25 protein-coding genes are annotated in these 22438 nt (G+C 73.6%); 14 read left to right on the forward strand and 11 right to left on the reverse strand.

All coding sequences use genetic code 11. From position 1 onward, the window contains the following. Positions 1-8 precede the first annotated feature (8 nt). From AB3X52_RS07415 to AB3X52_RS07430, 4 genes are read left to right on the forward strand one after another with little or no spacing between them, the layout of a single operon-like run. On the forward strand, positions 9-1253 hold the full coding sequence (locus AB3X52_RS07415; RefSeq protein ID WP_367992826.1) for an ArsA family ATPase: 1245 nt from the start codon (positions 9-11) through the stop codon (positions 1251-1253). Continuing rightward, positions 1250-1756, forward strand: coding sequence for a hypothetical protein (locus AB3X52_RS07420; RefSeq protein WP_367992828.1), 507 nt, complete (start codon positions 1250-1252; stop codon positions 1754-1756). Before AB3X52_RS07415 ends, AB3X52_RS07420 begins: the two co-directional genes overlap by 4 nt. Then, positions 1756-2703 (forward strand): ROK family glucokinase, encoded by a 948-nt coding sequence (locus AB3X52_RS07425; RefSeq protein ID WP_367992830.1) that lies wholly within the window; start codon positions 1756-1758, stop codon positions 2701-2703. The genes AB3X52_RS07420 and AB3X52_RS07425 overlap by 1 nt, the downstream gene beginning before the upstream one ends. 3 nt (positions 2704-2706) lie before the next feature. After that, positions 2707-3660 (forward strand): ROK family protein, encoded by a 954-nt coding sequence (locus AB3X52_RS07430; RefSeq protein WP_367992832.1) that lies wholly within the window; start codon positions 2707-2709, stop codon positions 3658-3660. Between the two features lie 6 nt (positions 3661-3666). Here AB3X52_RS07430 and AB3X52_RS07435 read toward each other — a convergent pair whose 3' ends face one another. Continuing rightward, positions 3667-4164, reverse strand: coding sequence for a hypothetical protein (locus AB3X52_RS07435; RefSeq protein ID WP_367992834.1), 498 nt, complete (start codon positions 4162-4164; stop codon positions 3667-3669). 202 nt (positions 4165-4366) lie between these two features. On the opposite strand from AB3X52_RS07435, the gene AB3X52_RS07440 reads away from it, so the two are divergent. From AB3X52_RS07440 to AB3X52_RS07450, 3 genes are read left to right on the forward strand one after another with little or no spacing between them, the layout of a single operon-like run. After that, positions 4367-5065, forward strand: coding sequence for a lysophospholipid acyltransferase family protein (locus AB3X52_RS07440; RefSeq protein WP_367993018.1), 699 nt, complete (start codon positions 4367-4369; stop codon positions 5063-5065). A gap of 39 nt (positions 5066-5104) precedes the next feature. After that, on the forward strand, positions 5105-5602 hold the full coding sequence (locus AB3X52_RS07445) for a flavin reductase family protein (protein ID WP_367992836.1): 498 nt from the start codon (positions 5105-5107) through the stop codon (positions 5600-5602). Continuing rightward, positions 5599-6540, forward strand: coding sequence for a hypothetical protein (locus AB3X52_RS07450; RefSeq protein ID WP_367992838.1), 942 nt, complete (start codon positions 5599-5601; stop codon positions 6538-6540). Before AB3X52_RS07445 ends, AB3X52_RS07450 begins: the two co-directional genes overlap by 4 nt. 40 nt (positions 6541-6580) lie before the next feature. Here AB3X52_RS07450 and AB3X52_RS07455 read toward each other — a convergent pair whose 3' ends face one another. From AB3X52_RS07455 to AB3X52_RS07465, 3 genes are read right to left on the reverse strand one after another with little or no spacing between them, the layout of a single operon-like run. Next, positions 6581-8044 carry an FGGY family carbohydrate kinase gene (locus AB3X52_RS07455; RefSeq protein WP_367992840.1) on the reverse strand — a complete coding sequence of 488 codons (1464 nt, stop codon included), beginning with the start codon at positions 8042-8044 and terminating at the stop codon, positions 6581-6583. Next, positions 8041-8877 (reverse strand): DUF1028 domain-containing protein, encoded by an 837-nt coding sequence (locus AB3X52_RS07460; protein ID WP_367992842.1) that lies wholly within the window; start codon positions 8875-8877, stop codon positions 8041-8043. Before AB3X52_RS07460 ends, AB3X52_RS07455 begins: the two co-directional genes overlap by 4 nt. Before the next feature lie 10 nt (positions 8878-8887). Further along, positions 8888-9658 carry an endonuclease/exonuclease/phosphatase family protein gene (locus AB3X52_RS07465; protein WP_367992844.1) on the reverse strand — a complete coding sequence of 257 codons (771 nt, stop codon included), beginning with the start codon at positions 9656-9658 and terminating at the stop codon, positions 8888-8890. 30 nt (positions 9659-9688) lie between these two features. On the opposite strand from AB3X52_RS07465, the gene AB3X52_RS07470 reads away from it, so the two are divergent. Genes AB3X52_RS07470 through AB3X52_RS07480 form a run of 3 tightly spaced genes read left to right on the forward strand, consistent with a single transcriptional unit; the run spans position 9689 to position 12631 of the window. Beyond that, on the forward strand, positions 9689-10261 hold the full coding sequence (locus tag AB3X52_RS07470; protein ID WP_367992846.1) for a nucleotidyl transferase AbiEii/AbiGii toxin family protein: 573 nt from the start codon (positions 9689-9691) through the stop codon (positions 10259-10261). Between the two features lie 40 nt (positions 10262-10301). After that, on the forward strand, positions 10302-11642 hold the full coding sequence (locus AB3X52_RS07475) for a class II 3-deoxy-7-phosphoheptulonate synthase (protein ID WP_367992848.1): 1341 nt from the start codon (positions 10302-10304) through the stop codon (positions 11640-11642). Then, positions 11639-12631, forward strand: coding sequence for a threonine aldolase family protein (locus AB3X52_RS07480; protein ID WP_367992850.1), 993 nt, complete (start codon positions 11639-11641; stop codon positions 12629-12631). Before AB3X52_RS07475 ends, AB3X52_RS07480 begins: the two co-directional genes overlap by 4 nt. Positions 12632-12643: 12 nt before the next feature. Here the strand turns inward: AB3X52_RS07480 and AB3X52_RS07485 are convergent, their stop codons facing one another. The 5 genes from AB3X52_RS07485 to pknB form a co-directional block, all read right to left on the reverse strand. Next, positions 12644-13108 (reverse strand): GNAT family N-acetyltransferase, encoded by a 465-nt coding sequence (locus AB3X52_RS07485; protein WP_367992852.1) that lies wholly within the window; start codon positions 13106-13108, stop codon positions 12644-12646. A 27-nt stretch (positions 13109-13135) separates the two neighbouring features. Beyond that, positions 13136-13606: a zinc-ribbon domain-containing protein gene (locus tag AB3X52_RS07490; protein ID WP_367992854.1), complete on the reverse strand. Its 471-nt coding sequence runs from the start codon at positions 13604-13606 to the stop codon at positions 13136-13138. A 110-nt stretch (positions 13607-13716) separates the two neighbouring features. Then, a complete protein-coding gene (locus tag AB3X52_RS07495; protein WP_367992856.1) occupies positions 13717-14604 on the reverse strand; it encodes a DMT family transporter in 888 nt (295 codons plus the stop codon). Continuing rightward, complete coding sequence (locus AB3X52_RS07500; RefSeq protein WP_367992858.1) at positions 14601-15488, reverse strand: deoxyribonuclease IV; 888 nt, start codon at positions 15486-15488, stop codon at positions 14601-14603. Before AB3X52_RS07500 ends, AB3X52_RS07495 begins: the two co-directional genes overlap by 4 nt. Before the next feature lie 77 nt (positions 15489-15565). Beyond that, on the reverse strand, positions 15566-17590 hold the full coding sequence (gene pknB, locus AB3X52_RS07505; protein ID WP_367992860.1) for a Stk1 family PASTA domain-containing Ser/Thr kinase: 2025 nt from the start codon (positions 17588-17590) through the stop codon (positions 15566-15568). A gap of 112 nt (positions 17591-17702) precedes the next feature. On the opposite strand from pknB, the gene AB3X52_RS07510 reads away from it, so the two are divergent. From AB3X52_RS07510 to AB3X52_RS07520, 3 genes are read left to right on the forward strand one after another with little or no spacing between them, the layout of a single operon-like run. Next, a complete protein-coding gene (locus tag AB3X52_RS07510; protein WP_367992862.1) occupies positions 17703-18074 on the forward strand; it encodes an Rv2175c family DNA-binding protein in 372 nt (123 codons plus the stop codon). Between the two features lie 23 nt (positions 18075-18097). Beyond that, entirely contained in the window at positions 18098-18583 is a 486-nt protein-coding gene (locus AB3X52_RS07515; RefSeq protein ID WP_367992864.1) for a guanyl-specific ribonuclease, read from the forward strand. Further along, positions 18580-18999: a barstar family protein gene (locus AB3X52_RS07520; protein ID WP_367992866.1), complete on the forward strand. Its 420-nt coding sequence runs from the start codon at positions 18580-18582 to the stop codon at positions 18997-18999. Before AB3X52_RS07515 ends, AB3X52_RS07520 begins: the two co-directional genes overlap by 4 nt. Positions 19000-19019: 20 nt before the next feature. Here AB3X52_RS07520 and AB3X52_RS07525 read toward each other — a convergent pair whose 3' ends face one another. Next, complete coding sequence (locus AB3X52_RS07525) at positions 19020-20111, reverse strand: polyprenyl synthetase family protein (protein ID WP_367992868.1); 1092 nt, start codon at positions 20109-20111, stop codon at positions 19020-19022. Between the two features lie 63 nt (positions 20112-20174). On the opposite strand from AB3X52_RS07525, the gene metF reads away from it, so the two are divergent. Then, the gene (metF, locus tag AB3X52_RS07530; protein ID WP_367992870.1) at positions 20175-21065 is read left to right on the forward strand and encodes a methylenetetrahydrofolate reductase [NAD(P)H]; all 891 of its coding nucleotides are present in this window, start codon (positions 20175-20177) and stop codon (positions 21063-21065) included. 35 nt (positions 21066-21100) lie between these two features. Here metF and AB3X52_RS07535 read toward each other — a convergent pair whose 3' ends face one another. Next, positions 21101-22426 (reverse strand): phytoene desaturase family protein, encoded by a 1326-nt coding sequence (locus tag AB3X52_RS07535; RefSeq protein ID WP_367992872.1) that lies wholly within the window; start codon positions 22424-22426, stop codon positions 21101-21103. Between the last annotated feature and the right edge of the window lie 12 nt (positions 22427-22438).

Consider the following 22438-nt stretch of genomic DNA (forward strand, 5'->3'; position numbering starts at 1 on the left):
GCCCGCCCATGAGGATCCTGCTCTTCACCGGCAAGGGCGGGGTCGGCAAGTCCACCGTCGCCGCCGGTACGGCGGCCCTGGCCGCGGCCTCCGGGCAGCGGACCCTGGTCCTCTCGACCGACGCCGCGCACTCCCTCGCCGACGCCTACGACGCGGCCGCGCTCGGCCTCACCATCGGGAGCGAGCCGACCGAGGTGTCGCCGCGCCTCTTCGTCTCCCAGATCGACGCGCAGCAGCGTTTCGAGCAGTCGTGGGCCGACATCCAGCGCTACCTGCTCAGCGTCCTCGACGTCATCGGCGTCGACCCGGTCGCGGCCGAGGAGCTCACCGTCGTCCCGGGTGCCGAGGAAGTCTTCGCGCTGCTCGAGCTGCGCCAGCGGGCGCGCTCGGGGGAGTGGGACGTCATCATCGTCGACTGCGCGCCGACGGCCGAGACGCTGCGGCTGCTGGCGCTGCCCGAGGCGCTGGGGTGGTACATGCAACGGGTGCTGCCGCTGCAGCGCCGGATCGTCAAGGCGCTCAAGCCCGTCCTGACCCGCACCGCGGGGGTGCCGATGCCCGGTGACTCGGTCTTCGACGCCGTCGTACGCCTCCACGAGGAGCTGCAGGACGTGCGCGCCCTGCTCTCCGGCCCGGACGCGTCGGTCCGGCTCGTGCTCACCCCTGAGCGGGTGGTCCTCGCGGAGGCGCGGCGGAGCTGGACGACGCTGTCGCTCTACGGCTACCGCGTCGACGGGGTCGTCGCCAACCGGGTCTTCCCGGCCGAGGGCGCCGACGCGTGGCGCGCCGGCTGGGTCGCCGCGCAGGACGCCGTCCTCGCCGACGTGGACGCCTCGTTCGCGGGCCTGCCGGTGTGGCGGTCGGTCTACCGCACCCAGGAGCCGGTCGGCGTCCCCGGCCTCACCGCACTCGCCGGTGAGGTGTACGCCGGCGACGACCCGCTCGCGACGCCGACCGGCGAGGGGCCCTTCCGGGTCGTGCGGGGCAGCACGGCGACCGTGCTGCGGCTGGCGCTGCCGGGCGTCGACGACTGGCTGGACAAGGACCAGGTGCACCTCGGCCGCAACGGCGACGAGCTGGTCGTGACGCTGGGCTCCGCGCTGGGGTCGTATCGTCGTCTCCTCACGCTGCCCGCCGGGCTCGCGCGGCTGCGCGTCGCCGGGGCGCGGGTGGAGGACGGCGAGCTGCAGGTGCGGTTCGTCGACCCGGAGGGAACACGCGATCGGCAGGGCAGGAGCGAGGAACGGCAGTGAGCGAGGGGCCCTGGGAGGACCGGCACGACCCGGTCGGCAGCGCGTCCGAGGAGGCCGCCAAGCTGTTCGGTGCGCTCGGCGACTGGGCGCGCGAGCACGGCACCGAGCTGGCGAGCGGGCTCGCCCACGGGTTCGCCGGACTGGCCGGCCACGCGGCCGCGGCGGCGTCCGCGGCCGAGCACGACCTCGCGGACCATCTCGCGACCGGGGCACCCGAGTGCACCTACTGCCCGATCTGTCGGACCGTCCACGTCGTCCGTGAGGCGAGCCCGGAGGTCCGCGTCCACCTCGCCGGGGCCGCGGCGTCGCTGATGCAGGCGGCCGCCGCCGTCCTCCACGCCGCGTCGTCGCCGCGGCCCTCCGAGCGGGACGCCGCGGTCGAGCACATCGACCTCGACGACGACGATGCGGCGGCGTACGCCGAGGATGAGGATCGCGCCACCGGCACGGGCGATGGCGAGAATGACACCGGGCCCGCAACCGGTCCCGGGGAGGAGATCTGATGAGCGGCACCCTGGCCTGCGGCGTGGACGTGGGGGGCACCAAGATCCTCGGCGGGGTCGTCGACGAGGATGGCACCATCCTCGACGAGGTCCGGGTCGACTCGCCCGCGACCGACGTCGAGGCGATCGAGGCCGCCATCGCCGCCGTCGTGAAGGAGCTGGCCAGCCGCCACGAGTTCCGCTCGGTCGGGGTCGGTGCGGCGGGCTACATCGACAAGGCGCGCAGCACCGTCATGTTCGCCCCCAACATCGCCTGGCGCGACGTCAACCTGCGCGAGCGGCTCGAGAAGCAGGTCGGCGTCTCGGTCGTCATCGAGAACGACGCCAACGCGGCCGCCTGGGGCGAGTTCGCGTACGGCGCCGGCGCGGACGTCGACGACCTTCTCTTGGTCACGGTCGGCACCGGCGTCGGGGGTGGGCTCGTGCTCGACGGCGAGCTCTACCGCGGCGCGTTCGGGGTCGGCGCGGAGATCGGCCACATGCGGGTCGTCCCGAACGGCATCCTCTGCGGCTGCGGCAACAAGGGCTGCTTCGAGCAGTACGCCTCCGGCTCCGCCCTCGTGCGCGACGCCCGCGCGGCCGCGTCGGCCGGGTCGCTGCTCGCCCGCGGCCTCCTCGACCGCGCCGGCGGCGACACCGCCCGGATCACCGGACCGCTCGTCACCGAGGCCGCGCGCGACGGTGACCCGTTCGCCGTCGAGGCGCTCACGACGCTCGGCATGTGGCTCGGCGAGGGCATCGCCTCGCTGACCGCCGTCCTCGACCCGGCCGTCGTCGCGATCGGCGGCGGCGTCGCCGACGCCGACGAGCTGCTCCTCGGCCCCACCCGGCGGGCCTTCGCGGCCCAGCTCACCGGCCGCGGCCACCGCCCGGTGCTCGAGATCCGCAAGGCCTCCCTCGGCAACCGCGCCGGCCTGATCGGCGCGGCCGACCTCGCGCGGCGCTGACCTGTGGGGCTCTACATCGGTGTCGACATCGGCGGCACGAAGGTCCTCGCCGCCGAGGTGACCGCGAAGGGCGAGGTCGCCCGCACCGCCAGGCGTACGACGCCGGGCCGGCGCGTCGAGGTGGCGCTGGTCGAGGACGCGCTGACCGAGGCGGTCCTCGAGGTCGCCGACGGGCGCCGCATCGACGGCGTCGGGCTGGCGGCGGCAGGGTTCGTCGACGGTGACGGCGAGCGGGTGATGTTCGCCCCGCACCTGCCCTGGCGCGGTGACCCGACGAGGTCGCGGCTGGAGGCGCGGTGGGGGACGCGGGTGGTCCTGGACAACGACGCCAACTGCGCGGCGCGGGCCGAGCTCGCGCTCGGGTCCGCCGCCGGCGTACGCGACGCGTTGCTGGTCACCATGGGCACCGGCATCGGCGGCGCCGTGGTCCTGGGCGGGACCCTCCTGCGCGGCCGGAACGGCATGGCGGGGGAGTTCGGTCACATGCAGGTCGTGCCCGACGGGCTGCCGTGCGAGTGCGGCGGGACGGGGTGCTGGGAGCAGTACTCCTCCGGCAACGCCCTCGTCCGCTACGTCCGTGCTCGGATCGACCGGCCCGAGCATGAGGACTCGCTCCTCGACGACCTCTGCGGGGGCGACCCGGCGACGCTCAACGGCCCGATGGTCACCAAGGCCGCCGAGGCCGGGGACCGGCTCGCCCTCAAGGCGTTCGCGAAGATCGGCGAGTGGCTCGGCATCGGTCTCGCCAACCTCGTCGCGGCCATCGACCCCGAGCTCCTCGTCATCGGCGGCGGGGTCTCGGCCGCCGGCGACCTGCTCCTCGGCCCGGCACGGGCCGCCCTCGAAGGCTCGCTCGTCGGTGCCGCCCACCGCACCGTCCCCCCGGTCGTCCGCGCCGCTTTCGGGCCCGAGGCCGGCGTCGTGGGGGCCGCCGCGATGGCGCGCTCCGGATACTGATCCGGGTCAGAGGCGGGCGCCGTCGTCCCAAGGGTCGCCGGGGTCGCGGGACATCGTGACGATGAGGTAGCCGAAGCCGCCGAGGAAGGCGAGGACGAGCAGCGCGATGACCCAGCTCGGGAAGACGAAGCCGGTGATGGTGTAGATCGTCACCAGCACGATGGCAAGCACCGGGGAGCCGAGGACGCCCAGCCAGGCCAGGAAGCGCTCCGGCGTGGTGTGGGGCAGGTCGGGACGCGGCGGGACGAAGGCCTCGTCGTCCGGGACCAGGTCGTCCTCGGAGTCGGGGTCGTCGGGGTCGGCGTCGCTGTCGAAGGCGAACGGCTCGGGGAAGGAGACGATGACCGACTCGTCGGTCATCGGGGCGTCGTCGAGGACAAGATCGCCGTAGTTCTCGACGATCTCGCGCCAGGCCGCGTCCTCAGCGGACTCCACGGGCTCCTCGGGCTCGGCCGGGTGCTCGTCGGCTCGCGGCTCGTCGGCCCGGTCGTCTCCCTCGTGCACCCCTCCAGAGTAGACACGCGGTGGTCTGGCGAACTAGCCCACGGTCGCGACTCGCCGCACGAACTCCGTGGCGAGGACAGTGGCGGAGGTCTCGGGCACCCGGGCATTCCGCCGCCTGCGGAACGGGGACGTTAGGCTCATCCCGACCGGATCGGGCAGCGGAAGGATGCGTGGGGTGTACGAGGGGTTCTTCTACTGGGCGATGAAGTGGATCTTCATCGGTCCGTGGCTCAAGCTCGTCTTCCGTCCCAAGATCGTCGGCGCCGACAACGTCCCTACCGAGGGGCCTGCGATCCTCGCCAGCAACCACCTCTCCTATGCCGACTGGCTCTTCATGCCGCTCTACCTCCCGCGGATGGTGCGGTTCGTGGCGAAGGCGGAGTACTTCACCGGCCGCGGTGTCAAGGGCTGGCTGCAGCGCACCTTCTTCGCCGGCACCGGCAACGTCCCGATCGACCGGGCGGGAGCCTCGGCCGCCGAGGGCGCGATCATCTCCGCCCGGCGCGTGCTCCACGACGGCGAGCTCTTCGGGATCTATCCGGAGGGCACCCGCTCCCACGACGGCAAGCTCTACCGCGGCCGCACCGGCGTCGCCCGCATCGCGTTGACGACGGGGGCCCCGGTGATCCCGATCGCCGTGCTGAAGACCGACGTGATCGCGCCTCCGGGGAAGAAGTTCGGTCGTCTGGCCCGTCCGGTGGTCATCTTCGGCAAGCCGCTGGACTTCTCCCGCTACGAGGGCATGGAGAACGACCGCTTCATCCTGCGGGCCGTCACCGACGAGATCATGTACGAGATCCTCAAGCTCTCCGGCCAGGACTACGTCGACATCTATGCCTCCGAGGCCAAGGAGCGGTCCAAGGGCGAGAAGGGCTCGGACTCCGGGAAGCGGGCCGCCTGATCCCGGCCGGGTCGTCGCGGCGCCCGTAGGGTCGGTCCCGTGACGATCCACGCGAGCCATCCCTTCCCGACGCCCGAGGATCCCGTACGCCGCCTGCGGGCCCGCCTGGGCGGGCAGGTGTCGCTCTGGACGGCCGGCGCGGGTCCGGCCCGCGCGGGGCTCACCGTCTCCTCGCTGATGGTCGCGGGCGGCGACCCGGCCCACGTGGTGGGCCTGGTCGACCCGGACAGCGACCTGTGCGACGCCGTCGAGGAGACCGGGCGGGCCGTGGTCGCGTTGCTGCAGTGGCCCCACCGCGACCTCGCGGAGGCGTTCGCGGGGACGGCCCCCTCGCCGGGCGGACCGTTCCGCACAGGTGAGTTCAGCCGGACCGACTGGGGCCCGCGGCTCGTCGATGCGCCGACCTGGGCCGGCGTACGACTGGTGTCGGCGACGCCGCTCGGCTGGTCGACCCTGCTGACCTGCGCGGTCGAGCACCTCGAGGTCGGCGACGACGGCGAGCCGCTGATCCACCGGCGCGGGCGGTACGTCCGGTGAGCACGCCGGGCGACGGTGCGCCGGGCGACGGGACGCCGGGCGACGGTGCGGACGGCGTGCTCGCGATCGCCGAGGAGCTCTACGGCCTGCCGCTCGGCGACTTCACGCCGGCGCGCGACGCACGCGCCCGGGAGCTCAAGGGCGATCCGCGGCAGGCGGCGGTCAAGGGCCTGCGCAAGCCGTCGACGGCGGCCTGGGTCGTCGACCTGCTGGTGCGCTACGAGACCGAGCAGGTCGACCAGGTGCTCGCCGTGGGCGCCGCGCTCCGCGAGGCGCAGCAGGGCATGGACGCCGCAGCGCTGCGCGAGCTGACCCGGCAGCGCCGACAGCTGACCGCCGCGGTCACGACGCGGGCCCGGGCCCTCGCCCGCAGCCACGGGCTCCGCGTCACCGACGCCGTCGCCGTCCAGGTCGAGGCCACCTTGACGGCGGCGATGGTGGATCCCGGCGCCGCCCAGGCGGTCCGCAGCGGGCTCCTGGTCAGTGCGCTCTCCGCGACCGGCGTCGGTGCGGTCGACGCGGCTGCCGCGGTCGCGCTGCCCGAGGCGCTCGGCTTCGAGGCGTCCGCGCTCGCGGAGCCGCCGCCCGTGCCGCTCCACGCCGTACCCGACCTGCCGGACACACGCGCCCTCGACGGGGCCCGTGAGGCGCTTGCCGAGGCGGAGGCCGCCGAACGCGAGGCGCGGGCCGAGCGCGACCGGGCGCAGGAGGAGGTCGACCGGCTCCGGGCCCGTGCGCTCCAGGCGTCGTCGGAGCTCGACGAGCTCCGCCGCCGCCTCGCCGAGCTCGAGGAGGACGCCCAGGAGACCGACGACGCGCTCGCTGACGCCGAGGACACCCGGGACACCGCCGAGGAGTCACTCGCTCGCGCCGAGGAGTCGCTCGATGTCGCCCAGAAGTCGGTCGTTCGGCTCGAGCGGTCGCTCAATGAGGAATGAGCGACCTCTCGGGGAGGAATCGGTGACCTCTCGGGAGGGGTCAGCCCCAGCCCTTGGCGCGCTCGACGGCGTCGGTCCAGCGGGCATACGCCGCGTCCGCGTCCTCGCGGGAGCCGCTGGGGGAGAAGGTGCGGTCGAGCGCCCAGGTGTCGCGTACGTCGTCGAGGGAGTCCCACACGCCGGTGCCGAGCCCGGCGAGGAAGGCGGCACCGAGGCCGGTGGTCTCGACATAGCGCGGCCTTGAGACATCCACACCGAGCTGGTCGGCCTGGAGCTGGCAGAGCAGGTCGTTGGCGGAGGCGCCGCCGTCGACCCGCAGTGAGGCCAGCGGCGTGGGCAGAGTCGCCATCACGTCACGGACCTCGAAGGCGATCGCCTCGAGCGTCGCCCGGACGAGGTGGGCGCGGGTGGTGCCGCGGGTGATGCCGACGATGGTGCCGCGCGCGTGCGGGTCCCAGTGCGGCGCACCCAGGCCCGTGAGCGCCGGGACGAAGACGACGCCGTCGGAGGACGGCACGGTGCGGGCGAGCGCCTCGGTCTCGGCGGCGGACCCGATGACCTGCAGCCCGTCGCGCAGCCACTGCACGGCCGCGCCGGTCACGAAGATCGCGCCCTCGAGGGCATAGGTGAGGTGGCCGTCGGGGGCGCGCCAGGCGGCGGTGGAGAGCAGCCCGGCGTCGGAGCGCGCGAGCGTCCCGCCGGTGTTGGTGAGGATGAACGAGCCGGTGCCATAGGTGCACTTGGCGTCACCGACGTCGAAGCAGCCCTGACCGAAGAGCGCCGCCTGCTGGTCGCCGGCCATGCCCGCCACCGGCAGTGCGAGGTCGAGGAAGGAGCGCGGGTCGGTCGTGATCGACGCGCCCCAGTTCGGGACGAGTTCGGGGAGCGCGTCGCGCGGGACACCGAAGAGGGCGCAGAGCTCGTCGGACCAGTCGCCGGCGGTGAGGTCGAAGAGGAGCGTGCGGCAGGCGTTGGAGACGTCGGTGACGTGCTCCAGCCCGCGGGTCATCCGGGCGATGAGGTAGGAGTCGACCGTGCCGACGGCGTACCGCCCCGACTCGACGAGCGCCCAGGTGTGCGGCTCGTTCTGCCGGATCCAGGCCAGCTTGGTGCCGGAGAAGTAGGGGTCGAGCCGGAGGCCGGTCAGCTCGGCGATGCGCTGCTCGTGCGCGGCCATGTCGCCGCACAGCGAGGCCGTACGACGGTCCTGCCACACGATCGCCCGCCGCGGCGAGCCGAGCGTCTCGCGGTCCCAGAGCACGACCGTCTCGCGCTGGTTGGTGATCCCGATGCCGACGACCGCGTCGCGATCGGCGCCCGCGAGCGCCTGCCGGCAGGCCTCGAGGGTCGCCTGCCAGATCTCCTCGGGGACGTGCTCGACCCAGCCCGGCCTCGGGAAGTGCTGCGGGAACTCCTGGTAGCCGCGGGCGGCGATGGCCCCCTCGTCCGTGACGACGAGGGCCGTCACGCCGGTGGTGCCGGCGTCGATCGCGAGGATGCTCACCGGGCGGCCTCGCCACGGACGATGGCCAGCACCCGCCGGTCGACCCAGGACAGGTCGGGGGCCACCCGCATCTCGTAGTTCTCCGTGCCGACCCAGGCGTGGAAGTCGGCGGCCCCGGACGCCTTCGCGAACGCGTCCAGCTCCGCTTCGAGCTCGGGCGTGACCGGCACCCTCTCCGCCTCGGTCGAGGCGGTGAGGTAGAGGTCGTTGAGGTCGAGCAGCCGCCCCAGTTCGGCCACCGGGTCCCCATGGTCGTCGACGCGCAGGTCCACGGCGACGTCGTCCCCGCCGCCGTACCCCGCCCCCTCGCGTACGACGATCAGCGCCGCGCTCTGCCGGCCGCGGCGGTCACCCCCGGCAGCGTCGCCGGCAGCCAGCGCCGCGAGCAGGCGCCGCGCGAGCGGCTCGGCCGGGTCGGCGGCGAGGAACGCCGCCTCCATCGCCTCGACCACCTCGGAGCCGGTGAGGATGTTGCCCTGGATGGCGTAACCGTCACCGGTCAGCGAGCCGGCCCACTCCAGGCAGGACGCCCCGGTGTGGGACGCGGCGCCGCCCTCGACGTCGACGATGCCGACCTGGCGGTGGTCGCGCCCCTCGTCCTCCTCGACCAGGCGCTCGACCGCCACGGACGCCGTCGCGCCGTCGTCGAGGTGGCTGAGGGCGAGCCCCTTGTAGGCCACGTTGGCCTCCGCCTGGGTCGCGATCGCGCCCACCCCCGCCACGGCGGCCGGAACCACGGCACCGACCGCGAGGAATTTCGAGGCGACCGCGACGCCCCAGGAGGGCTCCCCGGTCGCGGGATCGACGGACCTGGCCACGATCGAGAACGTCATGGCGACGACACTAGCGAGCCGTCGTGCTGTCGAGGTCCGCGATGAGGGCGAGGTGGTCGGAGACGGGCAGCCGGCAGGTCGACGTACGCGCGCGTATCGGCGGGTCGGCGAGGATGTGGTCGATCTGCTCGCGCGGCCGGTCGACGGGGAAGGTGAGATGGGCGCCGAGGCCGGTCATGCCGGTCCCGCGGTAGGCCTTGTCGGGTCCCATGTTGAGGTCGCCGACGAGCAGCATCGGCCGGGGGAGCGGCGCCAGCGACCGAGTGAGGAGGCGCAGTTGGCGGCCGTTCCACCAGCGCAGGAACGAGAGGTGCGTGTTGACCACGGTGAGCGGCCCCAGCGGGGAGTCGAGCGCCGCCGCCACGGCGACCCGCGGCTCGTCGTCGACCAGCGTGGGCCAGCGCCGGTCGTGGTGGCGCCACGGCGCCGGGAACGGCACCGGTGGCAGCCGGACCGTCTCCCACGAGGTGACCGGGCAGCGGCTCAGCAGCGCGACGCCGTACGCCGCCGAGTCCGGCTGTTCCTCACCGGTGGCGGCCGTCCAGGTGGCGCCGGGGGTGCCCGACAGCGCCGCGACGAACCGGTGCTCTTTCGCCCCCATGGCCTCGGCGGCGACCGCGGTGAGGTCGACGTGGTTCGAGCGCGCCTGGAGGTGGTCCACCTCCTGCAGCGCGAGCACGTCGGCGTCGAGGCGTGAGATCGCCTCGGCGAACGCGGTGATGTCGACCTCGGTGCGGTCGGGGGCCCGTCCGTTGAGGATGTTGAAGGTCACCACGCGCATGCGGGGCAGGTACCCGGGTAACGGCGCGGAATGCCGGGAGAGCTGCAGCGCAACCTGCGTGAGGCCTTGAAGCTCGTCGCCGTCACGCTGAAGGAGGGGGACGCCCCGTTCGCCCTCGCGGGTGGCTATGCGCTCTGGGCGCGGGGCGGTCCCGAGCCGGAGCACGACGTGGACTTCCTCGTCGCCGAGGAGGACGCGCCGCACGTGATGGCGCGCCTCGCGGAGCAGGGCGTGCAGGTGGTGCAGCCGCCCGAGGACTGGCTCTTCAAGGTGTTCGTCGAGTCGGGCCCCGAGGCGTCCATGGTCGACATCCTCTTCCGGGTCAACGGGGTCCCGGTGGAGCGCACCTACTTCGACGACGTCGACGAGATCGAGGTCGAGTCGGTCGCGATGCCGGTGCTCTCCGCGACCAGGCTGATGGGGGACAAGCTCAACGCCCTCGAGGAGCACGCCTGTGACCTCGGCAAGATCCTGCCCGCCGCCCGCGCCGTCCGGGAGCAGGTCGACTGGGCGGAGGTGCGGACGCGGACCAAGGAGAACGACTTCGCCGTTGCCTGTCTCTTCCTGCTCGAGCGGCTCGGGATCGTCTCGCCGGGAGAATGACGATGCGTCAAGCGGGCGCGGCGCGCGTACGCTGGCAGGCGTGAACGACGCCATTCCCTCCCTCGAGCAGCTGCACGCCATCGGAGCGGCCCAGCAGCCGACGTACGACGACCCGGCGGCCCTCGCCGCGGCCGTCGACCGGCTGCGGACCCTGCCCCCGCTGGTCTTTGCGGGCGAGTGCGACGAGTTGAAGGAGAAGGTGGCTGCGGCCAGCCGCGGCGAGGCCTTCATCCTGCAGGGCGGCGACTGCGCCGAGACGTTCGCCGGTGCCACGGCCGACAACACCCGCAACAAGCTGCGCGTGCTGCTGCAGATGGCGGTCGTGCTGACCTACGCCGCCTCGGTGCCGGTCATCAAGGTCGGTCGGCTCGCGGGGCAGTACGCCAAGCCGCGGTCGAAGGACACCGAGACCCGCGACGGGGTGACCCTGCCGGCCTACCGCGGCGACGCCGTCAACGGCTACGACTTCACCCCCGAGTCGCGGATCCCGGACCCGCAGAGGCTGCTCGAGGTCTACCACTCCTCGGCGTCGACGCTGAACCTCGTCAGGGCCTTCACCACCGGCGGGTACGCCGACCTGCGCCAGGTGCACGCGTGGAACTCCGAGTTCGTGCGCAACAGCCCGGTCGGCGCCAAGTATGAAGCGGTGGCGGCCGAGATCGAGCGTGCCCTCACCTTCATGAAGGCGATCGGCGCCGACCCCGACGAGTTCCACCGGGTCGACTTCTACTCCAGCCACGAGGCGCTCCTCATGGAGTACGAGCACGCCATGACGCGGATCGACTCGCGCACCGACCAGCCCTACAACGTCTCGGGCCACTTCGTCTGGATCGGCGAGCGGACCCGCCAGCTCGACGGCGCCCACGTGGAGTACTTCCGCCACCTGCGCAACCCGATCGGCTGCAAGCTCGGTCCGACCGCGACGCCCGACGACGCGCTCGCGCTCGCCCACCGGCTCAACCCCGAGAACGAGCCGGGCCGGCTGACCTTCATCACCCGCTTCGGGGCCGGCAAGATCCGCGACGGGCTGCCCGGCCTGGTGGAGAAGGTCACGGCCGAGGGTGTCGACGTCGCCTGGATCTGCGACCCCATGCACGGCAACACGTTCGAGGCGTCGACCGGCTACAAGACGCGCCGCTTCGAGGACGTCCTCGACGAGGTGCAGGGCTTCTTCGACGTCCACCGTGCCCTCGGCACCGTGCCCGCCGGCATCCTCGTCGAGAACACCGGCGACGACGTCACCGAGATCATCGGCGGTGGCGAGGAGCTCGACGAGACCAGCCTCGGCAACCGCTACGAGTCCGTCGTCGACCCGCGGCTCAACCGGGTCCAGTCGCTGGAGATGGCCTTTCTCGTCGCCGAGATGCTCCGCAAAGCGTGATCGATCTCCGCTCCGACACCGTCACGCGCCCGACCGAGGCGATGCGCGCCGCGATGGCGCGCGCGGAGGTCGGCGACGACGTGTACGGCGAGGACCCGACCGTCACCCGGCTCGAGGAGCGGGTGGCGGAGATGTTCGGCAAGCAGGCCGCGGTCTTCATGCCGACCGGCTCGCTGGCCAACGTGCTCGCGGTGCGTGCCCTCGTCGGCCCGGGGGAGGAGGTCCTCTGCGAGTCGGCGGCCCACATCGCCCGGGCCGAACTGGGCGCGCACGGCGCCGTCTCGGGCCTCACGATGCGGACCTGGCACCATCCGCGTGGCCAGGTCGACCTCGGCCAGATCCGCACGCTCTTCGCGCCCGACCTCGGGCCCTACTTCGTGCAGACGAGGGCGATCGCCGTCGAGAACACCCACAACTTCGCCGGTGGCGCCGTCCTCCCGCTCGACGACCTGAAGGCGCTGCGGGCGTTCGCGGACGAGGCCGGCTGCGGCATCCACCTCGACGGGGCGCGGATCTGGAACGCCCACGTCGCGACCGGCGTCCCGCTGGCGGAGTACGGCGCTGTCGCGGACGTGCTGTCCGTCTGCCTCTCCAAGGGCCTCGGCGCTCCCGTCGGATCGCTCACCGTGGGTCCGGCCGACCTGATGGCCGAGACCCGGGTGCGGCGCAAGCGGATGGGCGCCGGCATGCGGCAGGTCGGCGTCCTGGCCGCCGCCGGGCTCCACGCCCTGGACCACCACGTGGAGCGGCTCGCCGACGACCACACGCACGCCCGGCTGCTCGCCGAGGCCTGCGGGCTCGACCCGGCCGGTGTCGACACCAACATCGTCGTCCTACCCCGTGACGACGCGCCCGGCTTCGTCGCCCGGGCCAAGGCGGAGGGTGTGCTGGTCTCGGCCGTCGGGCCGACGACGGTGCGGTTGGTGACACACCTCGACGTCACGCGCGGGGATGCGGAGCGCGCGGCCGCCGTCCTCGCCACGCTCTGACCCCGCCCGCGGCTATCTCGTCCAGATGAGCTGACGCAGCTCGTCGCCGTCCTGGAGGGTCGAGCGGGCGCCGGAGTCGACGAACCCGGTGGCGAGCAGCAGCCGCTGGGCGCGCCGGTTGTCGGTGCGGGTCCATGCGCTCAGCTGCGACCACTGACGGCCCTGCAGGTCCCGCACGAGGGTCGTCCCGACCCGCGACCCCCACACCGCCGGGTCCACGAACACCATCGAGAGGTGGCCGACCTCGGGATCGGGCACTCCGTCGGCGACGTACGTCTCGGCCAGCAGCATTCCCGCGGGACGGGTCCCGTAGTGGGCGACGAGGAGCAGCTCCGCGGCCTCGATCTTGTGGCGGACGCGCTCCGCGCGCAGCGCCCCGGCCGGTCGGGGCCGGGCGGCGTCCGCCGTACGCCAGATCTCCCTCGCGAGCGCGCGCAGCTCGGGGGAGTCGGCGCGGACGACGGGGATGCGGGGCACCTCGGTGAGGATAGCCGCGGCGGCCGCTCAGTGCCCGAGCAGCCAGATCCCCGCCGCGAGCACGACCACCAGGACCGTGCACAGGACCCAGACCGAGACCACCCAGGGGGAGGCATGGTGCTCGTCGGTGCCGTCCGCGGCGCCGGCACCCGCGCCCTCGGGTACGACGACCCGCGGGGTCGCCCGGGTCCGCGACTCCGCCGCGGCGGGGATCACCGCCGTCTCGCTGAGCGGCGGGAGCGCCGGACGCACCGCGGTCTCCTGTGCCTGTGTCTGGGCCTGCACCTGCGCCTGCGCGATGGGCTCGGGCGCGGTGTCGACGGCCCGGGCGGGGCCGGCCTGGTCGGCATAGAGCGGATACCTGGTCGGCGAGGTCGTCGCCGGTGGCGGCGTCGTCGGACCCGGCGCGGTGGCGTCGGTCCGGACGGTCGCACCGCAGTTGCTGCAGAACCGCGCGCCGGCGCGCAGCTGGCTGCCGCACTGTCCGCAGTACTTCATCGTGCTCCTCGACGTTCGGGTGTGTCCCCACCGATATGACCCAGAGGTGTGCCCAGCGTAGGGGAGGGACCCGAGCCCGACCGAACCACCGGCGCTGACCCGTTCGCCGGTCAGACGCTGGGGTGGAGCACCTCGGCCTCGACCTTGCGGCGGGGGACGAGCTCGACGAGCAGCATCGCGGAAAGCACCAGGAGACCGCCGAGGACCAGCCGCAGGCTGGCCGGCTCGCCGCCGAACCACACCGCGAACAGGGCCGCGAAGACCGGCTCCATCGACATCGCGATCGCCGCCGGTGTGGGAGCCAGATGCGCCTGTGCCCAGGTCTGGCAGAGCAGCCCGAGCGCCCCCACGATGATCGCCATGTAGAGCACCGCGACCCAGTCCCCGGCGCGGTGGGGGAGGACGAGGCCGTCGGGCGCCGTGCCGAGCAGGCAGACGACGGCGATGGTGAGCAGCTGGACGATCGAGCTGCCGAGCGCCTCGTCGTGGCGCGACCAGGCGCCGAGACCGACGATGTGGAGCGCGTAGAGCACCGCGGACCCGAGGGTCATGGTCTCGCCGATCCCGACCGAGACGCCGCGCAACGTCAGGACACCGAGCCCGACGAGCGCGATGACGACCGCGAGCCAGGTCACCTTGCCGATCCGGACCCGCAGCAGCGGCGCCGCAAGGAGCGGCGTGAGGACGACGTACGTGCCGGTGATGAAGCCGGACACCGTGGCCGGCGTGTGGGCCAGCCCGGCGGTCTGGAGGATCTGGGCGACGCCGTAGAGGAGACCGAGCAGCACCGAGCGGCGCAGGGCGAGCGGCGAGAGGCGGCGTACGGCGCCCGGCGCGACCGCCAGGAGGGCGACGCCCGCGATCGTGAACCGCACGGCGAGGAAGTCGAGCGTCGGCACCCGGTCGAGCAGGTCCCGGATCATGAAGAACGTCGAGCCCCAGCAGGCCGCGAGGGCGAGGAGGGCGAACGACGCCAGGATGGAGGTGCGGTCCCTCATCCCCGCGCAGAGTCCCGCAGGCGCTTGAGCAGGGGGATGTCCGGGGTGTCCGGGTCGCGGGAGCCGGGCGTCTCGAGCACGAACGGCACACCCTCGGTCGCCGGGTGGGCGAAGAGCTCGGCGAACGCGTCGGTGCCGATGTGGCCCTCGCCGATGCGCTGGTGACGGTCCTTGAAGGCCCCGCGGACGTCCATCGAGTCGTTGGCGTGGATCAGCCGGAGCCGGCCGGGTCCGCCGATCTCGACGATCCGGTCGACGGTCGCGGTCGTCCCGCCCGCCTCGTCGAGGGGCGCACCGGCGGCGAAGACATGGCAGGTGTCGAGGCAGATCCCCGCCTTGGGGTGGAAGTCGAGGGCACCGAGGTAGGCCGTCAGGTCCTCGACGCCGGCGCACAGCGACCGGCCCTGCCCGGCGGTCGGCTCGAGCAGCAGCCACGGCGCGTCCCCGTCGAGCTCGTCCAGCACCGGGAGCAGCGCCGCACGCACCTGGGCCATCGCGGCGGCGTACTGCTCCTCGGGGTCGCCTTCCGTGCTCACGAACGAGCCGGTGTGGACGACGACGCCCTCCGCGCCGATCTCGGCCGCGCGGCGCAGGTTGTGGGCGACGACGGCCGCCGACCTCTCGTACGTCGCCGGGGTCGGCGACCCGAGGTTCACCAGGTAGGGCGCGTGGATGAAGGCGCGGATCTCGCGGGCTTCGATCTCGCGGCGGAACTCCTTGTCCTCGGCGGGCTTGCCCGCCGAGAGCGCCCACCCGCGGGGGTTGCCCACGAAGATCTGCAGCGTCTCGCAGCCGAGCGCGTCCGCGCTCGCGAGGGCCCCCTTCACCAGGCCCTTGCCGACCTGGACGTGGGTGCCGATCGGGTTGCGCTGCTCCGGTGTCACGAGCAGGAAGCCTAGGTGCTCCGGTGCGGCGGACCGTCATCGGCTCCGGTCCCGCGACGGCGCACCGACGGCGGATCTCAGCTGACGTAGATGTGGATCGTGGAGCCGAACGGGAGCTTGTCGCCGGCGTGGTCCTGGCCCATGACGAAGCCGAGGCCGAAGTACGGCGTGTAGTGGTCCACCTCGACCTTGAAGCCGGCCTTCTCGAGCTCGTCGGTCGCCGAGCCCTGGCCGGAGCCGCGGACGTCGGGGACCACGACGAGGTGCGGTCCCTTGGACACGATCAGCGACACGGTGTCGCGGCGGTGGAGCGTCGTCCCGGCGCCCGGGCTCTGGCTGACGACGTCGCCCTTGGCGACGTCGTCGTCGTAGTCATAGTCCAGATCGACCTTGAGACCACGCTTCTCCAGCGTCGCCTTCGCCTTGGCGGCGTCGCGGTGCTCCCAGTCGCCGATGGTGATCGGCTGGCGGCCCTTGCTGACGTAGAGCGTGACGGTGTGACCGGGGCGCAGGACGGTGCCGGCCTTCGGTGTGGTCCGGATGACCGACCCCTCGGGGACCGTCTCCGACCACCGCTTCCGCGGGCCACCGACCTCGAGCTTGATCGTGGCGAGCGCCTGCTCGGCGTCGTCCAGGCTGCGGCCGGCGAGCTTGGGGACGGCGTACTCCTCCACGCCGCGGCTGACTGTGATCGTCACGGTGCCGCCGTCGAGGACCTTCCCCTCGCGGTCGGGGTCGGAGGAGATGACCTGTCCCTTGGGGACGGTGTCGGAGTAGGCGGTGGCGACCTTCGCCTCGAGCCCGGCGTGGTGGAGGCGCGTCGTGGCGGCGGCCTTCGTGAGACCGACGAGCGCCGGCGTCCGTGTGTAGCGACCCTCGAACAGCCACCAGCCACCGACGGCGAGGGCGGCGACGAGCACGAGCGCGAGCACGAGCCGCAGGACCAGTCCGGTACGACGCCGGCGCGGTCGCCGGGGGACCGGAGGCCCCGCGGGGCCCCCGGGCGTGACCGGCGGCGCGGCGGCGCGCGTCGGGGGCGCGGTGCGCATCGCGGTCGTCGGCTCGTGGTCGGTCTCGCGGACCCAGTCGGCGACGTCGTACGCCTCGGTCTCCTCCTCGGCCGGGTGGACGGGGAGCGCGAGGTCGGCGGTGAGCTCGGGGTCGTCGGCGAGACCGGCCGCGAGGGCGTTGGCGACCCGGCGGACCTGGTGGAGGAGGACGCCGGCATCGGCGGGGCGCAGGTCGCGGTCGCGGGCGGTGGCGCGGGCGGTGGCGCGGGCGACGAGCGCGTCGACGTAGGGCGGGATGCCAGGCACCTCGTGGGAGGGCGGCGGGACGTCGTCGTGGACGTGCTTGTAGGCGACCTGGATCGGCGTCTCGCCGGCGTGCGGCTTGCGGCCGGTGAGGAGCTCGAAGAGCAGGACGCCGACGCTGTAGACGTCGGCGCGGGCGTCCGCCCTGCCCTCGATCACGAGCTCGGGGGCGATGTAGGAGACGGTGCCGATGAGGACGCCGGTGGAGGTGTGCTGCGTCTCGGCGGTGACGGCGCGGGCGAGCCCGAAGTCGGCGACCTTGACGCGGGTCGGGCCGTCGGTCTCCTCGGAGATGAGGACGTTCTCCGGCTTGATGTCACGGTGCACGAGCCCGGCGCGGTGGGCGGCAGCCAGCGCGGCGAGCACCGGCTCGAGGAGGCTCAGCGCGCGGGCCGGCCGCATCGGCGCCTCCCGTGCGATCGTGTCGCGCAGGGTGTGACCGCGGACGAGCTCCATCGCGAGGAAGACGGCGCCGTCGTCCTCGCCCTGGTCATAGACGGCGACGACGTTGGGGTGGGACAGCTTGGCCGCGGCGCGGGCCTCGCGGACGAACCGGCTGGCGAAGGCCTCGTCGTCACCCATGCCCGGGTGCATGACCTTGACCGCCACGGTCCGATCGAGCCGGAGGTCGTGGGCCTCGTAGACGCTCGCCATGCCGCCCCGCGCGATGCGGTCGGTGATCTCGTAGCGGGCGTCGAGGACACGTCCGATCATCGGGTCGGCGGGGAGCCGGCGCCGGGCGTCGGGGCGCGTCGAACCGCCTGAGCGGGTGTCCCGATCAGCGCGCACGTCAGCCCTCCTGCATCCGGCTGGGGAAGGAACCGGAGCCCCCATGGTACGGACGGGGGTGCCCGATCCCGTGACTTTCGCGCTCCGACACGGAGGTGCCAGAGTTGGCCGCATGACCGAGAAGCCACTCGCTGACCAGGACCTGGGCGCCCTCGTGGAGGACTGGATCGACTGGGCGGAGGCCGCCCGGCGGCTCGGAGTCACGGTCGGCAAGGTGCGCACGATGATCCGCGACCACGAGCTCGCGGCGGCGGTGCCTCCCGGCATCAAGGGCCAGCACATCCCGGCCGACTTCATCCAGGACGGCCTCCCGGTGAAGGGCCTGCCGGGGCTGCTCACCGTGCTCCACGACGGCGGGTACGACGACCGCGAGTGCATCGCCTGGCTCTTCCTCGACGCCGACCTCCCCGGTCGTCCGATCGACGCCCTGCGCGAGAATCGCGGCTCCGAGGTCAAGCGCCGGGCCCAGGCGATGGCCTTCTGAACCGGCCCACACCATCTCGGGGGATGATCTCGCTGAACAAGAAGACTCTGTCCACGCTCGGCTCGGTGCTGGTCGTCGTGGTGATCGCGATCGTGACCGCGTGCACCCAGAGCGGCTCGGGCGGCGACTCCCGCGCAGACGGGACGCCGGCCCCGACCGGCGCGCGGACCACGCAGGCGCCGGCGCCCGCATCGGGCGCGTCGCGGAACGGCACCGATCCAGGGAGCGGACTTCCCTGGGTCTCGGCCACAGCACTGCCCGCGGAGGCGCAGCACACGCTGGCGCTCATCGACGCGGGCGGGCCCTACCCCTATCCCGAGCACGACGACAAGACGTTCGGCAACTACGAGAGCATCCTGCCGAAGGAGTCGCGCGGCTACTACCGGGAGTACACCGTGGAGACGCCCGGCTCCGAGGACCGCGGCGCGCGCCGGATCATCAGGGGCGACGGCGGGGAGCTCTACTACACCGACGACCACTACGCGTCCTTCTCGAGGATCGCGCGATGACGCGCCCCACCGGCGGGCTGGCCGGGCTGCTCGCGGGCCGCACCCCGTCCGGGGTGTACCGCTGGCACTCCCACCTCGACGCCGACGCGCTCGCGCACACCCTCGAGACGGCCGGCTGGCGGCTCGCTCACCTCGACCGCACCCTCGACTCGCGGGAGGAGGCGCTCGCCGCGCTCGGGGAGGTGCTCGACTTCCCCGACCACTACGGCCGCAACCTCGACGCGCTCTGGGACTGCCTGCGCGATCTGCCGGGCCCGACCGTCCTGCTCTGGGACGGCTGGGGTGCGCTGGCGCACGCCGCAGAGCCCGACGTACGCCGCCTGCTCGGCGTCCTGGAGGACCGGGCCGCCGAGGGAGGCTTCGCCGTCCTGCTGCGCGGTGATGGTCCCGACCTGGGGATCGCCGGCCTCGACTGAGTCCCGATCACCGCCCGCGCTCAGGCGGAGCGGCTCGTGGCGGCGGCCGCCAGCGTCCGGAGCACGCCGGCGGCGTCCTCGTCCAGGCCCGACTCGGCCACGGCGCGATCGAGGGCGGCGAGCGCCTCGCCGTGGAGGGTGGCGATGGCCTCCTCGACCTGGGCTTCGGCACCCGAGTCACGGATGATGCGGCGCAGCTCGGCGACCTCCTCGTCGCCGAGCGGGGTGCCGAGCGCAGCGTCGAGGCGCGCGGCCTCGGTGGCGCAGGCGCCGTCGAGCGCGAGGGCGACGAGGACGGTCCGCTTGCCCTCGACGAGGTCGTCGCCCGCAGGCTTCCCGGTGGTCCCGGGGTCGCCGAAGACGCCGAGCAGGTCGTCCCGGAGCTGGAACGCCTCACCGAGGGGGAGCCCGAACCCGGAGAGCGCCGCGAGCGCCTCGGTGTCCGCGCCGGCGAGCGCGGCGCCGATGTGGAGGGGACGCTCGATGGAGTACTTCGCCGACTTGTAGCGCAGGACCGTCATCGCGGTCTCCACGTCGGCGTGCCCGCGCGCCTGCACCGAGATGTCGAGGAACTGCCCGGCGATGACCTCGCTGCGGGTCCGGTCGAAGAGCTCCAGCGCGGCCGCCGTCCGGGTGACCGGGAACCCGGCGCCGCGCAGCAGCTCGTCGGCCCAGGCCTGGAGCAGGTCGCCGAGGAGGATCGCCCCGGCGGCGCCGTACTGCTCCGGCCGGCCACGCCAGCCCGCGGCGCGGTGCTCGGCCTCGAGCGCGCGATGGGTCGCCGGGCGGCCGCGGCGGGTGTCGGAGTCGTCCATGAGGTCGTCGTGGACGAGCGCCGAGGCGTGCAGGATCTCGAGGGCGGCGCAGGCACGGACGAGCGCCTGCTCGTCGGCGGGCGCCGGGTCGAGCGCACGGTGGCCCCAGTAGCAGAACGCGGCGCGCAGGCGCTTCCCACCGGCCACGCCGGCCCGCGCCTGGGTCAGCAGCCGGGCGGCGTCCGGGCCGAGGGGCGCCAGCCGGGCGGCCTGCACGTCGAGGAACGCATCGAGCGCGCTCTGGATCTGCGCGCGGAACGCGCGGCTCTCCGCGGCTCGGTCCCCATGCTGGATCACCAGTCGAGGGTAGATCGTGGACGATCCGGGGGAGAGGGCCGTCTGCTCCCTAGACTGTCGGTCATGACCGAGCACACGGCGCGCCGCATCGGCGACCTCATCCGGGCCGGTGAGCACTCGTACTCCTTCGAGTTCTTCCCACCCAAGGACGAGGAGGGCGAGGCCCAGCTCTGGGACGCGATCCGCGCTCTGGAGCCCTACCGGCCGACGTTCGTGTCCGTGACGTACGGCGCCGGTGGCACCACCCGCGACAACACGGTCGGCATCACGGGCCGGATCGCGCGCGAGACCTCGCTCGTCCCGATGGCGCACCTCACCTGCGTCGGTCACACCCGCGACGAGCTCGAGGCCACCCTCGACGCGTTCGCCGTCGCCGGCGTCGTCAACATCCTGGCGCTGCGCGGCGACCCGAAGGACGGCCCGCGCGCCGCGTGGACGCCGACGGAGGGCGGGTTCACCTACGCCGTCGAGCTGGTCGAGCTGGCCGCGAAGCGGGGCGACTTCAGCATCGGCGTCGCCGCCTTCCCCGACGGCCACCCCTCGTCCGCCTCGCTCGAGGCGGACGCCGAGGTGCTGCTCGCCAAGCAGCAGGCGGGCGCGGAGTTCGCCATCACCGACATGGTCTTCCGCGCCTCCGACTACGCCGCCCTCGTGGCGCGCTCCGCGGCGATCGGCGTCGACATCCCGATCCTGCCCGGCATCATGCCGATCCTGAACCTCCGCCAGATCACCCGCATGGCCGAGCTCTCCGGCAAGGCGATCCCAGCGGAGGTCGTCGCCCGCGTCGAGAAGCACGCGGACGATCCCGCCGCGCTGCGGGCCGAGGGCATCACGATGGCCGCCGAGCTCTGCGAGGACCTGCTCGCCGCCGGCGCCCCGGGGCTGCACTTCTACACCCTCAACCGCTCCAAGGCGACGCTGGAGATCTTCGCGCAGCTCAACGTCACGGTCTGAGGGCCACCTGCGCCCTCTGACGGGGCGTCGGCGGGTCAGGCGGGGCCGATGACCTGCGCGACGAGCGCGGCGGAGAGCCCGACGTAGGGCAGCCCCGCCCCCGGGGTGGCGTGCGCGCCGGCGGCGTACACATTCTCGATCGGGGTGTGCGGCCCGAGGCGCTGTCGGACGGTGCGCCGCCCCGCCCACAAGACGCCGAGCGGCGAGCCGCCCCAGCGGCCGACCAGCTCCGCGGCACCGAGGTCCACGCGCGTGACAACGTGGTCGCGGACGTCGATCCGGTGGCGGGCCAGCGCCAGCAGGATGTCCTCGAGCAGCGTGCCGTAGGAGTGGACCGTCCACGCCGCGCCGTCCGCCGTCGGCGCCCGTCCCCGGGTGCGTACGACGAGTGTCGGGTCGCCGTGGAGGACCAGCTCGGCGGGCAGGTCGGTGAGGTGGTCGGGGAGGGGGCCGGCGAGGCCGAGGTGGAACATCGGCGGCGGCAGGGCGGGAAGCGTCCGCCGGACGTGGTCGTGGAGCGCCGGCAGGCGGCGGGGGTCGATCGCGCAGACGACCGCGCCGTCGGGCCCGAGGTCGATCTCCCCCGCGGTGGTGGCGACGGCGGCGGCCCGTCCGTCGCGCAGCACGAGGTCGACCGCGGAGGTGGAGGTCAATGTCTCGACGCGTCGCGTGGCGAGCCGCTTCGTGAGAGCGGCGGCGATCTCGCCGGTGCCGCCGACGACCCGCCAGGCGCCGAAGCGCTGCTCGAGGTAGGCGGTCAGGCCCGACCAGGCGGGGACGTCGCGCAGGTGGTGGCCGCCGGCGACGAACGGGTGACCGGCGACGAGCCGCAGTCGCTCGTCCTTGAGGGTGCGCCGCAGCCGCCGCGCGAGCATCTCGCGCGAGTCGAGTCGGGCGGCCGCTTCCCGGGGGAGCGCCGCAGGGTTCCACGGGTTCTCGAGGTAGTGCTTGCGCAGCACCTCCCAGTCGTCGGCGTACGCCGCGACGTGGTCGACCCAGTGCTGCCCCAGGCCGGGTCCGAGCTCGTCGAACGCGGCGAGCTGTGCCGCGCGTGAGCCGCCGGGCAGGCGCACGCGCGTGCCGTCCTCGAAGCGGTGCTCGCGGATCACGTCGAGCGGCTCGAGCTCGAGCTCACGCTCGGCGGGCCGCCCGGACTTGCGGAACAGGTCGCGCAGGACCGCAGGCAGCAGCGTCGCGTGGGCGGAGCCGTCCCAGGAGAAGCCGTCGAGCTCGACGGGGCGCAGCGCCCCTCCCGGCGCGTCGGCCGACTCGACGAGCGTGACCGAGTGGCCCAGCTTCGCGAGCCGGACCGAGGTCGCGAGGCCGCCGTACCCGCCACCGATCACCACCACGCGCGCCACGCGCGGCACCCT

The organism is Nocardioides eburneus (assembly GCF_040838215.1).
Classification (GTDB): domain Bacteria; phylum Actinomycetota; class Actinomycetes; order Propionibacteriales; family Nocardioidaceae; genus Nocardioides; species Nocardioides eburneus.

Bases quoted from the DNA above. Each gene is read 5' to 3' on its own strand.
- AB3X52_RS07415 (WP_367992826.1), top strand. From the start codon at position 9: ATGAGGATCCTGCTCTTCACCGGCAAGGGCGGGGTCGGCAAGTCCACC.
- AB3X52_RS07425 (WP_367992830.1), top strand. From the start codon at position 1,756: ATGAGCGGCACCCTGGCCTGCGGCGTGGACGTGGGGGGCACCAAGATC.
- AB3X52_RS07440 (WP_367993018.1), top strand. From the start codon at position 4,367: ATGAAGTGGATCTTCATCGGTCCGTGGCTCAAGCTCGTCTTCCGTCCC.
- AB3X52_RS07460 (WP_367992842.1), bottom strand. From the start codon at position 8,877: ATGACGTTCTCGATCGTGGCCAGGTCCGTCGATCCCGCGACCGGGGAG.
- AB3X52_RS07465 (WP_367992844.1), bottom strand. From the start codon at position 9,658: ATGCGCGTGGTGACCTTCAACATCCTCAACGGACGGGCCCCCGACCGC.
- AB3X52_RS07470 (WP_367992846.1), top strand. From the start codon at position 9,689: ATGCCGGGAGAGCTGCAGCGCAACCTGCGTGAGGCCTTGAAGCTCGTC.
- AB3X52_RS07490 (WP_367992854.1), bottom strand. From the start codon at position 13,606: ATGAAGTACTGCGGACAGTGCGGCAGCCAGCTGCGCGCCGGCGCGCGG.
- AB3X52_RS07495 (WP_367992856.1), bottom strand. From the start codon at position 14,604: ATGAGGGACCGCACCTCCATCCTGGCGTCGTTCGCCCTCCTCGCCCTC.
- AB3X52_RS07510 (WP_367992862.1), top strand. From the start codon at position 17,703: ATGACCGAGAAGCCACTCGCTGACCAGGACCTGGGCGCCCTCGTGGAG.
- AB3X52_RS07515 (WP_367992864.1), top strand. From the start codon at position 18,098: ATGATCTCGCTGAACAAGAAGACTCTGTCCACGCTCGGCTCGGTGCTG.
- AB3X52_RS07520 (WP_367992866.1), top strand. From the start codon at position 18,580: ATGACGCGCCCCACCGGCGGGCTGGCCGGGCTGCTCGCGGGCCGCACC.
- metF (WP_367992870.1), top strand. From the start codon at position 20,175: ATGACCGAGCACACGGCGCGCCGCATCGGCGACCTCATCCGGGCCGGT.